The 13,219-nt window shown below is 68.6% G+C and carries 11 protein-coding genes; 3 read left to right on the top strand and 8 right to left on the bottom strand.

The features are described 5' to 3' along the window. Window positions 1–70 precede the first annotated feature (70 nt). Entirely contained in the window at window positions 71–1,108 is a 1,038-nt protein-coding gene (locus tag ABZV44_RS12170; protein ID WP_354835060.1) for a sulfate ABC transporter substrate-binding protein, read from the bottom strand. Between the two features lie 190 nt (window positions 1,109–1,298). Beyond that, a complete protein-coding gene (locus tag ABZV44_RS12165; protein ID WP_354835058.1) occupies window positions 1,299–1,388 on the bottom strand; it encodes an Ms4533A family Cys-rich leader peptide in 90 nt (29 codons plus the stop codon). Between the two features lie 144 nt (window positions 1,389–1,532). On the opposite strand from ABZV44_RS12165, the gene ABZV44_RS12160 reads away from it, so the two are divergent. Continuing rightward, entirely contained in the window at window positions 1,533–2,576 is a 1,044-nt protein-coding gene (locus ABZV44_RS12160; protein ID WP_354835056.1) for a M48 family metallopeptidase, read from the top strand. A 69-nt stretch (window positions 2,577–2,645) separates the two neighbouring features. Here the strand turns inward: ABZV44_RS12160 and ABZV44_RS12155 are convergent, their stop codons facing one another. After that, window positions 2,646–2,894 carry a hypothetical protein gene (locus ABZV44_RS12155; RefSeq protein ID WP_354835054.1) on the bottom strand — a complete coding sequence of 83 codons (249 nt, stop codon included), beginning with the start codon at window positions 2,892–2,894 and terminating at the stop codon, window positions 2,646–2,648. 128 nt (window positions 2,895–3,022) lie between these two features. Further along, window positions 3,023–3,259, bottom strand: a complete 237-nt coding sequence (locus tag ABZV44_RS12150) for a hypothetical protein (protein ID WP_354835052.1) — start codon at window positions 3,257–3,259, stop codon at window positions 3,023–3,025. 236 nt (window positions 3,260–3,495) lie between these two features. Here ABZV44_RS12150 and ABZV44_RS12145 point away from each other — a divergent pair, with 236 nt between their 5' ends. Next, on the top strand, window positions 3,496–5,394 hold the full coding sequence (locus ABZV44_RS12145; protein ID WP_354835342.1) for a glycoside hydrolase family 15 protein: 1,899 nt from the start codon (window positions 3,496–3,498) through the stop codon (window positions 5,392–5,394). Between the two features lie 88 nt (window positions 5,395–5,482). Here the strand turns inward: ABZV44_RS12145 and ABZV44_RS12140 are convergent, their stop codons facing one another. The 3 genes from ABZV44_RS12140 to lepA form a co-directional block, all read right to left on the bottom strand. Then, window positions 5,483–7,297, bottom strand: a complete 1,815-nt coding sequence (locus ABZV44_RS12140; RefSeq protein ID WP_354835050.1) for a hypothetical protein — start codon at window positions 7,295–7,297, stop codon at window positions 5,483–5,485. Then, a complete protein-coding gene (locus ABZV44_RS12135) occupies window positions 7,294–9,543 on the bottom strand; it encodes a hypothetical protein (protein ID WP_354835048.1) in 2,250 nt (749 codons plus the stop codon). The genes ABZV44_RS12140 and ABZV44_RS12135 overlap by 4 nt, the downstream gene beginning before the upstream one ends. Before the next feature lie 213 nt (window positions 9,544–9,756). Then, window positions 9,757–11,604 (bottom strand): translation elongation factor 4, encoded by a 1,848-nt coding sequence (lepA, locus tag ABZV44_RS12130; protein ID WP_354835046.1) that lies wholly within the window; start codon window positions 11,602–11,604, stop codon window positions 9,757–9,759. A 156-nt stretch (window positions 11,605–11,760) separates the two neighbouring features. Here lepA and ABZV44_RS12125 point away from each other — a divergent pair, with 156 nt between their 5' ends. Then, window positions 11,761–12,342 carry a type II toxin-antitoxin system PemK/MazF family toxin gene (locus ABZV44_RS12125; protein ID WP_354835044.1) on the top strand — a complete coding sequence of 194 codons (582 nt, stop codon included), beginning with the start codon at window positions 11,761–11,763 and terminating at the stop codon, window positions 12,340–12,342. A gap of 60 nt (window positions 12,343–12,402) precedes the next feature. Here ABZV44_RS12125 and ABZV44_RS12120 read toward each other — a convergent pair whose 3' ends face one another. After that, window positions 12,403–13,182 (bottom strand): aquaporin, encoded by a 780-nt coding sequence (locus tag ABZV44_RS12120; RefSeq protein ID WP_354835042.1) that lies wholly within the window; start codon window positions 13,180–13,182, stop codon window positions 12,403–12,405. Between the last annotated feature and the right edge of the window lie 37 nt (window positions 13,183–13,219).

The following is a 13,219-nucleotide window of genomic DNA, read 5'->3' as shown; positions in this document are numbered from 1 at the left end:
TGATCGATCCCGGCGTTCGAACTGCTGTCACTCACGGTTTCGAGTATCGCTTGTGTCGCAGGTCACCCGGCTACTTGGTGGCCTTGTCGTAGATCTGGGCCACCGTGCCGGTGTTCGGCGTGAACAGTTCCTTGTCCACGGTCTTCCAGCCACCCAGATCGTCGACGGTGTACAGCTTCTGCGGGGTCGGGAAGTCCTTGGCGTGGTCCGCGCGCACCTGCGGATCGACCGGGCGGAAGCCCGCCTCGGCGAACGCCTGCTGCGCGTCCTTGGTGTAGAGGAAGTCGCGGAAGGCGATGGCCTGCTTGAGGTTCTTGGCGTTCTTCAGCACCGCGACCGGGTTGTCGATCCGGAAGGTGGTGTCGGGCACGATGTGCTCGATCGGATCGCCCTTGGTCTCGGAGAAGATGGCCTCGTTCTCGTAGCTGATCAGCACGTCACCGGTGCCCTGCAGGAAGGCGTCGGTGGCCTCGCGGCCCGACTTCGGCTGCACGTGCACGTGGGTGAGCAGCTGGCTCAGGTAGTCCAGACCGGCCTGCGGGTTCTTGCCGCCCTCGCTCTTGGCGGCGTACGGGGCCAGCAGGTTCCACTTGGCCGAGCCCGAGCTGAACGGGTTGGGGGTGACCACCTCGATGCCCGGCTTGAGCAGGTCGTCCCAGTTCTTGATGCCCTTCGGATTGCCCTTGCGGACCGCGATGGCCACCACCGAACCGAACGGAACACCCTTGTTGGCGTCGGAGTTCCAGCCCGCGTCGATCTGACCGGAGTCCACCAGGCGGGTGATGTCGGGCTCGACGGAGAAGCTCACCACATCGGCCTCGGCGCCGTCCTTCACCTTGCGGGACTGATCACCGGAGGGACCGTAGGAGGCCTGGAACTGGGTGCCCTTGCCGGCGTCGGTCTTGTTGAAGACCGGAATCACCTTGTCGTAGGCGGCCTTCGCCACCGAGTAGGCGTAGAGGTTGATATTGCCGCCGCCTCCGCTGGCCGGACCGCTGTCCTTGGTGTCGCTCGCGCCGCCGCTGCAGGCGGTGAGCACGGTGGCCGCGACCGCGGTGAGGGCGACGGCGAAGGTAGATCGGCGGGAGAGACGAATATTGCGCGACATCGGCGTGGACCTTTCGGGGCACCCGCCGGTGAGACGTCGACCGGCGGGAATGAACGTACTGCCGTAGACCCGTCGCGTGGGATGCCGCGACGGTGGCGCTCCGGCCCGAGGGCCGCCGGGGGACGAACACGAACTGCGAAAAATGCGCGCGCCAAGTCTACTCAGACGTGCAGCAGTGCCCGATCGGCCATCAGCGACAGTGAATGTCCGCGACCGCGAGGCAACCCACAGCGATCAACGCCAATTCATGGCGGACCTGGGGCACAACACTCAGAGACACCCGGCGACTTTAGCAGAGCAGCACGTCAGGTGGCGAATTTCGGACGGCGGTTGGAATCGGCTCGAGCACAACCCTGGACGGACGCGGCAGACTGTATCGAGCGGCCCGATACCGCGTCGCCTGCTGAAAACACATGGGGGATCGATGACCACACCCGCTCGTCTCCGCCGGGAGTTCCCCGGCATCTCCACTCGCGCCTGGGAGCATCCCGCCGACCGCACCGCACTGGTCGGGCTGCGGCAGCTGAGTGGATTCGACACCCTGCTGCGCACGCTGTCCGGGTTGTTGCAGGAGCGGCAGCACCGGCTCATGTACCTGGCGACCGCCGTACGGGTCGACGAGCGGCAGTTCAAGAACATCCATCAGCTGCGCCAGGACGCGGTGAAGATCCTCGACGCGCAGCGCACGCCGGAGATGTTCGTCTTGCAGCAGCCGGAGGCCAATGCCTTCACCATCGGCATGGACCGGCCGTTCATCGTGCTGACCACCGGGCTGCTGGATCTGCTCGATCACGAGGAACTGCGGTTCGTGGTCGGCCACGAACTCGGGCACGCCCTGTCGGGGCACGCGGTCTACCGGACCATGCTCATGCACCTGATGCGGCTGGCGGCCAATGTCGGCTGGATGCCGGTGGGCGGCTGGGCTTTACGCGCCATCGTGGCGGCACTGCTGGAGTGGAGCCGCAAATCCGAACTGTCCGGCGACCGGGCCGGGCTGCTGGTCGGACAGGACGTGGAGGCGTCGGTCCGGGTGCACATGAAGCTGGCGGGCGGATCGCGGGTGGACCAGATGAGCCATGCCGCCTTCCTGGCCCAGGCCGATGACTACGACCGGGCCGGCGACCTGCGCGACGGTGTGCTCAAACTCCTCAATCTGGAGCTGCAGACCCATCCGTTCTCGGTGCTGCGGGCCGCCGAACTGCGCCGCTGGATCGCGAGCGGCGACTACGACCGGATTCTCGACGGCCAGTACCCGCGCCGGGACCAGGACAAGAACGCCCGCATCGGCGAGGAGATCAAACACGCCGCCCGGTCCTACCGGGAGAACTTCGACCAGTCCGAGGACCCGCTGATCCGCACCGTGCGCAACCTCGGCCGCGATGTCGGGGCCGCGGTCGGCACGGTGGGTCAGGAAGTCAGCGACACACTGTCGAAGCTGGGCAAGCGAATCCGCGGATCCGACGACTGACAAGGAAATAGGGGTGCGGGGCCGAGCGCCCGCACCCCCATTCGAGTCGAAGCTCGGTAACCCGCGGGGTTACTCGTCGCCCTCGACCACGGGCGGGGTCTCGAGGATGTCGAGGATCCACTCCTCGGTGGCGGTCTCGGCATCCTCCTCGTCGGGACGGATGCGGTTGGTGAGGCGCACGCCCAGACCCAGCAGCTGGGCGGCCTTCACCATGTCGATGGCCTCGTCGGGGCCGCAGAAGTGGGTGGCGATCAGACGGGGCTCGTCCTCGAAGTCTTCTTCGGACAGCACCAGTTCCAGGCCTTCATCGGTTGACATGGGTCTGCACAGTACGCCGAGAATTCGCCCGAGTGGTACCGAAACTCGCTCAGCGAGTGAACAACCAGGCGACGACTACGAGAACAAGAAGTGCGATCAGGGCGAGCTGGACACGAGAGCGAGGCATCTCAGGCGGCTTCCTTCCGGATGCGGCGCGACGGCGTGGCGGGGATCGCGGCTTCCCGGGCGGCGATCCGATCACGGCCGAGCACGTGCAGCACCACCCGCAGCGCCCGGTCGAGCAGGTAGGCGATGGCCAGGCAGACCGGCACCATGGCGGCCAGCACCACCGCGAACTGGGGAACGAAGGGCAGGCCGGCCACCCAGAGTTCGACGCCGTCCCACCATCCTGCAATCGCATGCACGACCCCAGCCTAGGCCGACTGGTCAGCGGTGGACGATTCGGGCCGTTCAGACCGATCATGGTGGTATGGATGCGTACGACGAACCGGAATCCGCCGACCGTCCGCTCGGCAGCGAGACAGGCATCGATCCCAACGAGGACTTCGACGATCCGTCCGAGGTGGACGCCCCGCGCGACCCGCTCTCGCCTGCGGACCCCAGCCTGGCGGACGCCTTCCTGCCCACCGGGACGGGTGGGATGCATCATTCCGTGTTTCCGCCCATCGACGACTACGCCTTCCTGTCCGACTGCGAGACCAACTGCCTGATCGCCCGCAATGGCTCGGTGGAGTGGATGTGCATCCCGCGGCCGGACTCCCCGAGCCTCTTCGGGGCCATGCTGGACCGCAGCGCGGGCCACTTCCGCATCGGCCCCTACGGCCGCAAGGTGCCGGCCGCCCGCCGGTATCTGCCGGGCGGGCTGATCGTGGAGACCACCTGGCAGACCGAGACCGGCTGGCTCATCGTGCGTGACGCGCTGGTGCTGGGTCCGTGGCACAACAACCGGTCCCGCAGTCGCAGCCACAAGCGCACGCCCATGGACTGGGACGCCGAGCACATGCTGCTGCGCACGGTGAAGTGCGTGAACGGCGTGGTCGAGCTGGAGATGAGCTGTGAACCCGCCTTCGACTACCACCGTGGCCCGGCCACCTGGCACTACAGCGGCGACGTGTACGAAAGGGCCAGTGCCACCTGCGATATCGAGGGCGCACCGAGCCTCACGCTGACCACGGATCTGCGGCTGGGGATCGAGGGCCGCGAGGCCCGCGCCCGCACCCGCATGAAGGAGGGCGACGAGGTGTTCGTGGCCCTGTCCTGGTCGGACCTGCCGCCGCCGCGCACCTTCGCCGAGGCGGCGGAGAAGATGTGGCAGACCACCGAGTGCTGGCGGCAGTGGATCACGCTGGGGCGCTTCCCCGATCACCCGTGGCGCGGCTACCTGCAGCGCAGCGCGCTGACCCTGAAGGGCCTCACCTACGCGCCCACCGGCGCGCTGCTGGCGGCGGCCACCACCTCGCTGCCGGAAACCCCCGGCGGCGAACGCAACTGGGACTACCGCTACACCTGGGTGCGCGACTCCACCTTCGCCCTCTGGGGTCTGTACACCCTCGGCCTGGATCGGGAGGCCGACGACTTCTTCGCCTTCCTGCACGACGTCGCCACCGACGACAACGGCAAACCGGTGTCACTGCAGGTGCTCTACGGCATCGGCGGGGAACGCCAGATCACCGAGTCCGAACTCCCCCACCTGTCCGGGTACGACGGGGCGCGACCGGTGCGCATCGGCAACGGCGCCTACAACCAGGACCAGCACGACATCTGGGGCACCATCCTGGATTCCGTATACCTGCACGTGAAGTCGCGTCAGCAGGTGCCGGAAACGTTGTGGCCCATGCTCGAACGACAGGTGCAGGCGGCAATCGAGAACTGGCGCAGCCCCGATCGCGGTATCTGGGAGGTCCGTGGCGAGCCGCAGCACTTCACCTCCTCGAAGGTCATGTGCTGGGTGGCGCTGGACCGCGGCGCGAAACTGGCGGAGCTGCACGGGGAATTCGACTATGCCCGGAAGTGGCACGAGATCGGCGAGGAGATCCGCGCCGACATCCTCGACAACGGTGTCAACTCCGACGGCGTGTTCACCCAGAGCTACGGCAGCGACACCTTGGATGCCTCACTGTTGCTGGTGGTGCTGCTCCGCTTCCTGCCGCCCACCGATCACCGGGTGCGGGCCACCGTGCTGGCCATCGCCGACGACCTGACCGAGAACGGCCTGGTGCTGCGCTACCGCACCGAGACCACCGACGACGGCCTGTCCGGCGAGGAGGGTTCGTTCACCATCTGCTCGTTCTGGCTGGTGTCGGCGCTGGTGGAAATCGGTGAGCTGCACCGCGCCCGGCAGCTGTGCGAGCGGCTGCTCGGCTATGCCAGCCCGCTCAAGCTGTACGCCGAGGAGATCGACTCGCGGACCGGACGGCACCTGGGCAACTTCCCGCAGGCCTTCACCCACCTGGCCTTGATCAACGCGGTCATGCACGTGATCCGGGCCGAGGAATCCCATCACGTGGGCCAGTTCCATCCGGCGCACCCGGGGCGCTGACAAGACAAACGGGAAGCACTGAAAAGGCAACCGGGAAAAGGAATCGGCCGCTCTCGCGGCCGATTCCTTTCGTTACCAGGGGTTCTCGTCAGTACGAGGGGTTCTCGCCGATCGCGTCGGCGTGCTCGCGGATATCGCGCAACCGGACCAGCGAGCGCTCGATCTCGGTCAGCCGCGCCTCCCGCCCCGCACCCGAGTGCACGGTGGCCGCCTCCTCGGCGGCGCGCAGCGAGGCATCCACCGAACGCAGTGTGGCCGTGGCGATCTCGGTGAAGTGATCGCGCAGGCTGCGCTGCACCGCGCGCAGCCGGTAGCGGGACTCCTTGCTCACCTGGAAGATCACATCGTCCATGAGCCGGGCCACCGCCATCTTGGCCTCGGCCTGGCGGCGCTGGCGGCGAGCCTTGCGGTCGTCCCACAGTGCGTTCACACCCAGCAGCACGGCCGCGCCGCCGGAGTACCAGTTCACCAGCGACATGTGCAGCAGGCTGGTGATCAGGCCGACCATGAGCAGGCCCCCGTAGGAGCCGCGCAGGGCGGTCAGCACCTGCTGGGTGATGCCGTGCTTGGCGCTGTCCAGATTGTCCAGCGCGGCAACGGGTTCCAGCACCGCGCCGACATCGCCCGGATTGTCGAGCTTGAGATCGGGGGTGGGGATGCCGCTGTCGGGGAACTTCGCCGCCACCTGCTCGGCCAGCTCCACCGACCGGTAGTGGGCGATGACGAAGTTCTCCTCCACCGCCTCACAGATCCTGGCGTCCAGATCCGCGCCGAAATCCGCCCAGCGCCGGACCGGATCGCCCTTCATGATGTCGGCCTCGGCGTCGCGGATCAGGCTGCGCAGCCGGTGCCGCAGATCGTGTTCGGTGTCGGCCATCAGCTCGCCCGCGCCGTCGGCCAGGGTAACCTGCCAGTTGGCCGAGCGCTGGCGGAGCTGCTCGGCCTCCTCGCGGGTGCGGCGCAGCTGCTCGGTGATGACGGTCAGCCGGCGCGGATCCCGCAGCGTCTCGGCCTCACTGCGCAGGGCCAGCGACAGATGGTCGGTGATGAGCCGGATGTCGCGCACCGCGGCCTCCACCGCGACGGCGTCCGCGCGGCCCAGCACATAGGAGCGCAGATGGTCGAGCAGTTGCGGCACACCGGATTCCAGGTCCAGCTGCGTGTCCCCCGAGGCGGCGGCGTGCTCGTGCAGCCGCGCCGAGGCCGGGGCCACCGCGAAGGCCAGCCCGGCGTCGTCGAGCAGCTGCCGGTCGTGCTGCTGCACCTGCGGCCACTGCGGATACTGGTCGATCTTGTTGAGCACGCAGACGACCGTCGGGCACACCTGCTGAATCCGCTGCAGCTGCTCGATCTGCGCCGGGGTGAACGGCGCCCGGGCATCGGCCACGTACAGCACCGCGTCCGCGGCGGCGATCAGCGACCAGGTGGCCGGCGCCTCGGCGGGCGCGCCGGGCGCGTCCAGCACCACGAAGCCCTCCGCCAGCAGCGGGCTGGGCTGGGTGAACTCGGCCCGGATGACGTCACCGGAATCCAGCTCGGCCAGCGCCGCCTGCGGATCCACGGCGGTGCGCTGGGCGGTGCCGCCCGGGCTCGCCTTCACCAGGGTGGCGCTGGGCTGCGGACCGTACTCGGCGATCACGGGGACGCTGGCCTGGCCCTCGGTGGCGCTCACCGCGGCCCCGACCAGGCTGTTGACCAGCGTGCTCATCCCGCTCTTGGATTCGCCCACCACGACCAGCCGCACCCGCGGGTCGGCCAGGCGCGCACGCGCGATGCCCAGCCGCCCGGACAGATCGAGCCGGCCGGAGGCGTGGGTCAATTCGAGCAGCCGGTCGAGCAGATCGACCAGCGGACCCAGCGCATCGGGATTCTTCACCGCTACCTGATGACCGGCGGCGCTCACAGCAGCAGCATGTGATCGCCCGGACCCTGCACCGGGGAGTGGGCGTCGACGAACGAGGCATCGGGACCGAGGCCGGAGAACAGCCCGGCATCGTGCACCAGCAGACCGCCGGCGTGCACCGAAAGCGGGTGCAGCGCGGAGTCATCGGCGATCGGCAGCACGTGGTTACCCGAATCGAACTGGTCCGCTATGGGTTTCACCGGCTGCGGCGGGTCGATGTGCGGCGGCGTGGTGATCGGCTGCTGCACGGTCGGCGCCGGGGCGACGGTCGGCACGGGCGCGACCGAAACACTGGGCTGCCCACTGTGATCGGGCACGGTCGGCACGGTCGGCTGCGCCGTCGGGGCGGTGGGGTGCGGCTGGTTGGTGACGGTCGGCTGATGAGTCGGCAAGGGCTCGTCGGTCGGCACCGTGACGGTCGGCGTGCTGCCGTGAGTGCCGGAATCGTCAACCGGCTTCTGCGGCTTGACGGTGACGTCGGTGTCGCCACCCGAGGTCACCGGCGGAGTCACCACCGGGGTGCTGCCGCCCTTGGTGAGATCGGGGTCCAGGCCCGGGATCTTGGTGGTCGGAATCGGCGGCACGGTGGTCAGCACCGGCGCCGGATCGGTCTTGGCCGGCACGCTGACGTGCGGAGCGGGTGCCGGCGTGGCGGCCGGCTGGACCGGCTTGTCGGTCAGCGGCGACGGATGCACGGGCGCGGTGGGCTCAGCACTGGCCAGCACCGGCTGGCGACCATGATCGAACAGTGCGGGGGCCACGGCCGCGGGCGCGGTCAGCGGCGACGGACCGCCATGTGTCGACAGCAGATTCGCGATCGGCTGGTTGGCGGCATCGGGCTGGATGGTGGTCTGCAACGGCGTCACCGCGACCGGCTGCGCCATGGACACCGGCGCGACCGCGACGGGCGCGGCGGCCACCGGCACCACGGGTGCGGCGACCGGCGTCGAGACCGGGGTGACGGCGGCGGGCGCGACCGGAGCAGTCTGCGCGGCCGGAATGGTGGTCAGCGAGATCGGGTTCGACGGCGCCGCGGCGGCACCGGGCAGCGTGAACGCGCCGCCCGGCGAACCGGCCCCCGGAAGCTGCGAATTCGCACCGGGCACAGCGGAAGTGGGGGCTCCGGTACCGCCCGCCGGGGAATCGGACGGGCCGTGCCCCTGCCCCGGAAGGGCTGGGGTGCCGGTGCCGGCCGACGAGTTCGAGGAGCCGAACGGCTGGCCCATATTGTTGGGCTTGTCCGCACCCGGCAGGCTGGGCGCACCGCCGTTGTTGGGCAGTGTCGTGTTCGCCGGGATGTGCGAAATCCCCTGTCCCAGTTGCTGACCGAAGGCATCGAGCTGATGCCCGACCGCACCGACGCCGACATCGGCCGACAGGTTCGAGTGGAACCACACGCCGTCCAGCCCGACGTGCGCGTCGAAAGCCCAGTTGGTGCCGACGAACATGCCGGCACCGTCGCCGCCGGTGGCGCCGACGCCGTCGAAGGCCCCCGAGTGGTCGGGCAGGCCGGTCTGCCCGTTGGGCGCGAACGACGCGCCGTTCATTCCGGGCAGGTGCATCGCCCCGCCCGCGCCGGGCAGGTGCATGGCATCGGTGCCGGGCAGGCCGAGCCCGGGCAGACCCATCCCGGGCAGCCCGGTGCCCGGCAGGGTCGGCAGGCCGGGCAGCATCCCCGGCTGTTGCTGGTCGAGCGTCGGCAGTTGCGGTTGTGCCTGTCCCGGAACCGATTCCGACTGCTGGTCGGTGCCGAGCGGCAGACCCCAGCCGGGACGCGGGCCGTAGGTCGGCAGGCCGGACGCGCCGGTGTCGGCGTCGGGCAGGCCGAGGCCGTGGAAGCCGGAGATCGCCGGGTCGTTGGCCGGGATCGCGTCGAGCGACGGGAACAGGCCCGCGTCGGTGCCGTGCTGGTAGTCGCCGAGTGGGCCGAAGTGCCCGTTCACCGGCGCGGCGGCCGCCGGACCGCGGTGCGGGAGCACCGAATCCGCGGTCAGGTCGGGGAAGGTGATGGTCGGGCTCGGCACATTCGGCTGCGGGTCCTCGACCTCCGACCAGCCCACGTTCTTGCTGTCGTGGTTGATGGCCGGGGTGCCGCCGTGATTGCCGCCGGCGGCGATGAGCGCGCCACCGGTGACGTACGCGCCTGCCCTGGCCACGCGCGCGACTCCGTTGGCAATGCGGTAGGCGGCGTCTCCGTCGTCGTCACCGGCACCGGCAGCATCGTCGAAGGGCAGATCACGCGTCATGTGGGCTCCGCTCTCAGGGCTTCGGCGACCCGCCGCGCGGGCCGCCGAACCGAACTCGTTTCACACCCTATTTCCGGTTAACCGGTCTGTCACATCCACCAGGTCGGAGGCGGTGTGCTCAGCGGTGCGTCACATAGCTTGTCACCCGGCATATCAGTACGGAAGACCCATTTTCCGGCTGCATACCGAACCTTGCACCTGACCGGGAATCTGCTACTTCTTCTTGTCCGTGGCGGAATCGGTGGACAGTGCGGCCACGAAGGCTTCCTGCGGCACGTCGACGCGACCGATCGTCTTCATGCGCTTCTTGCCTTCCTTCTGCTTCTCGAGCAGCTTGCGCTTACGGCTGATGTCACCGCCGTAGCACTTGGCGAGCACGTCCTTACGGATCGCCCGGATGTTCTCGCGCGCAATGATCTTCGAGCCGATGGCCGCCTGGATCGGCACCTCGAACTGCTGCCGGGGAATGAGCTCGCGCAGCTTGGTGGTCATCTTGTGCCCGTAGGCCTGGGCGGCATCCCGGTGCACGATGGCCGAGAACGCGTCGACGGCCTCGCCCTGCAGCAGGATGTCCACCTTGACCAGATCGGCCTGCTGCTCGCCGGCCTCCTCGTAGTCGAGCGAGGCGTAGCCGCGGGTGCGCGACTTCAGCGAGTCGAAGAAGTCGAAGATGATCTCTGCCATGGGCAGCGTGTACCGCATCTCCACGCGGGTCTCGGACAGGTAGTCCATGCCGAGCAGTTCGCCGCGCCGGGCCTGGCACAGTTCCATGATGGTGCCGATGAATTCGCTGGGCGCGATCACCGTGCACTTGGTGATCGGCTCGTAGATCTCCCGCACCTTGCCCTCGGGCCAGAACGACGGGTTGGTGACCACGTGCTCGCTGCCGTCCTCCATGACCACGCGGTAGATCACGTTGGGCGCGGTGGAGATCAGGTCGAGCCCGAATTCGCGCTGCAGGCGCTCGCGGGTGATCTCCATGTGCAGCAGTCCGAGGAAGCCGCATCGGAAGCCGAAGCCCAGCGCCACAGAGGTTTCCGGCACATACGTCAGCGCGGCGTCGTTGAGCTGCAGCTTGTCCAGCGCGTCGCGCAGGTCCGGGTAGTCGGAGCCGTCGACCGGGTAGAGACCCGAGTACACCATCGGCCGCGGTTCCTGGTACCCGGCCAGGGCCTCGGTCGCGCCGTCGCGCGCGGAGGTGACGGTGTCACCGACCTTCGACTGCCGGACATCCTTCACACCGGTGATGAGGTAGCCCACCTCGCCGACGCCGAGGCCCGCGGTGGGCTTGGGCTCGGGCGAGACGATGCCGATCTCGAGCAGTTCGTGCGTCGCGCCGGTGGACATCATCTTGATCTTCTGGCGCGGGGTGAGCTTGCCGTCCACCACGCGCACATAGGTGACGACGCCGCGGTAGGTGTCGTAGACCGAGTCGAAGATGAGGGCGCGGGCGGGCGCGTCGGAATCGCCGACCGGCGACGGGATCTCCGCGATCACCTTGTTGAGCAACTCCGGCACGCCCACTCCGGTCTTGCCCGACACCCGGAGCACGTCATCCGGCTCACAGCCCACGATGTGGGCGAGTTCGGCGGCGTAGCGGTCCGGGTCGGCGGCCGGGAGATCGATCTTGTTGAGCACCGGGATGATGGTGAGATCGCGTTCCATGGCCAGGTACAGGTTGGCCAGGGTCTGCGCCTCGATGCCCTGCGCCGCGTCGACGAGCAGGATCGCGCCCTCACACGCCTCCAGCGCGCGCGACACCTCGTAGGTGAAGTCGACGTGTCCCGGGGTGTCGATCAGGTGCAGGACGTAGTCCTCGCCGTCGACCTGCCACGGCAGCCGCACGTTCTGGGCCTTGATGGTGATGCCGCGCTCACGCTCGATATCCATGCGGTCCAGGTACTGGGCGCGCATGGCCCGCTCCTCGACCACTCCGGTGAGTTGCAGCATGCGGTCGGCCAGGGTCGATTTCCCGTGGTCGATGTGCGCGATGATGCAGAAGTTCCTGATCCGGCTGGGATCGGTGAACGTCTTGTCGGCGAAGCTGCTAATCGGAGTCACTCCTCGGCATGGCGAAACAGCGGCATGTCAACCCCGAAGTCTACGGTGCTGGACCGGATGTCCTCGCCCCGGCGTTCCCTGCGCGCGAACCGCCCATCGGCGCAGGCGAATCCGGTACAGATGAGAATCCCGTTGTCCGCCGTTAGGCTGCCGGACATGGCCGGCAGGTGGAACGCTCTGGGGAAGCAGTTGGGGATCGTGGCTAAGGAGCAGGGCACTCAGCTCGTCACGCAGCAGGCCCCGAAGTTTATCGGGCGGGTGCGGCAGTCGACGATGTGGGACCGCGCGCTGAAGGCGGTGGGGACGCCGCGCAAGGGTCCGGGCGTCAATGTCCGGCCGACCTCGTCGGCGGGAGTGCCGTCGCACGAACGCGCGCGCCGCATCGTCTACAGCCCGCAGCTGGACGGCCGGGCCGATCCCGGCGAGATCGTGTGGACCTGGGTCCCCTACGAGGAGGACCCGGACAACGGCAAGGACCGCCCGGTACTGGTGGTCGGCCGCGAGGGCGACACACTGCTCGGGCTCATGCTGTCCTCGAATTCCGAACACGCGCACCATCCCAACTGGGTGGGCATCGGCTCCGGCCCGTGGGACAGCGCCGAGCGCGACAGCTGGGTGCGGCTGGATCGTGTCCTGGACGTCCCGGAGATGGGCATTCGCCGCGAGGGTGCGATCCTCCCCCGCAAGACATTCGACCGGGTGGCGCACCGGCTCTGCGCCGAATACCACTGGCACTAGCGCCTTCCCGGAGACGAGCGAACCCCGCTCCGGCGGAGCGGGGTTCGGGACCGTGAGCGGTCAGCTCACCATATTGCGGGAGCGGCCGTAGATCGTGCCGTAGACCAGCGACCCGAGAACACCGCCGATCAGCGGGAAGACGATGAACACCCACAGCTGCGCGGGGGCGCCGTCCTGATAGAACGCGACGGCCAGGCTGCGGGCCGGGTTCACCGAGGTGTTGTCGACCGGGATCGAGATCAGGTGGATCACGGCGAGCGTGAAGCCGATCGAGAGCCCGGCCAGCGGAATGTCGGAGAGCTGATCGGTGGAGGCCAGCACCACGAACACCAGCAGCGCGGTCAGGATCACCTCGACCGTGATGGCCGCCGCAAGACCGTAGCCATTCGTGGTGACGTCGCCGAGCACCAGCTTCGACGGGCTGTGCTCGCCCCAGCCGTTCGCTGCCAGGCCGTCCTTGGCACGATCGTAGGAGGGCAGGTTCTTGGCGATGGCGTAGACGACTGTGCCCGCGAGCAGGCCGCCGATGATCTGCGCGACCCAGTAGGCCGCCGCCACCGCGATGGTTACCCGGCCCAGCAGCAGCTGGCCGACCGTGACCGCCGGGTTCACGTGGCAGCCGGAGATGGGCCCGATGGAGTAGACCAGGAACAGCAGGGTCAGGCCGAAAGCCAGTGCGATACCGAGCGCGCCGACCCGGCTCCCCGCCAGCACCGCGGTGCCGACACCGCCGAGGACCAGCACGAATGTGCCCAATGCCTCGGCGAATACCTTGCGCCCCAGGGTGGGCGGTGTCAGATCGGTGAGATCCTCGGCGACTTCCTGAGCTGTGGGGGACATCGGCTACCTTCCGCTGGCATGGACAACGCACCGACAA

Source organism: Nocardia sp. NPDC004860 (genome assembly GCF_040609015.1).
Taxonomy (GTDB): domain Bacteria; phylum Actinomycetota; class Actinomycetes; order Mycobacteriales; family Mycobacteriaceae; genus Nocardia.
The sequence above is the reverse complement of the archived record's forward strand: the minus strand, read 5'-3'. Positions and strand labels throughout refer to the sequence as shown.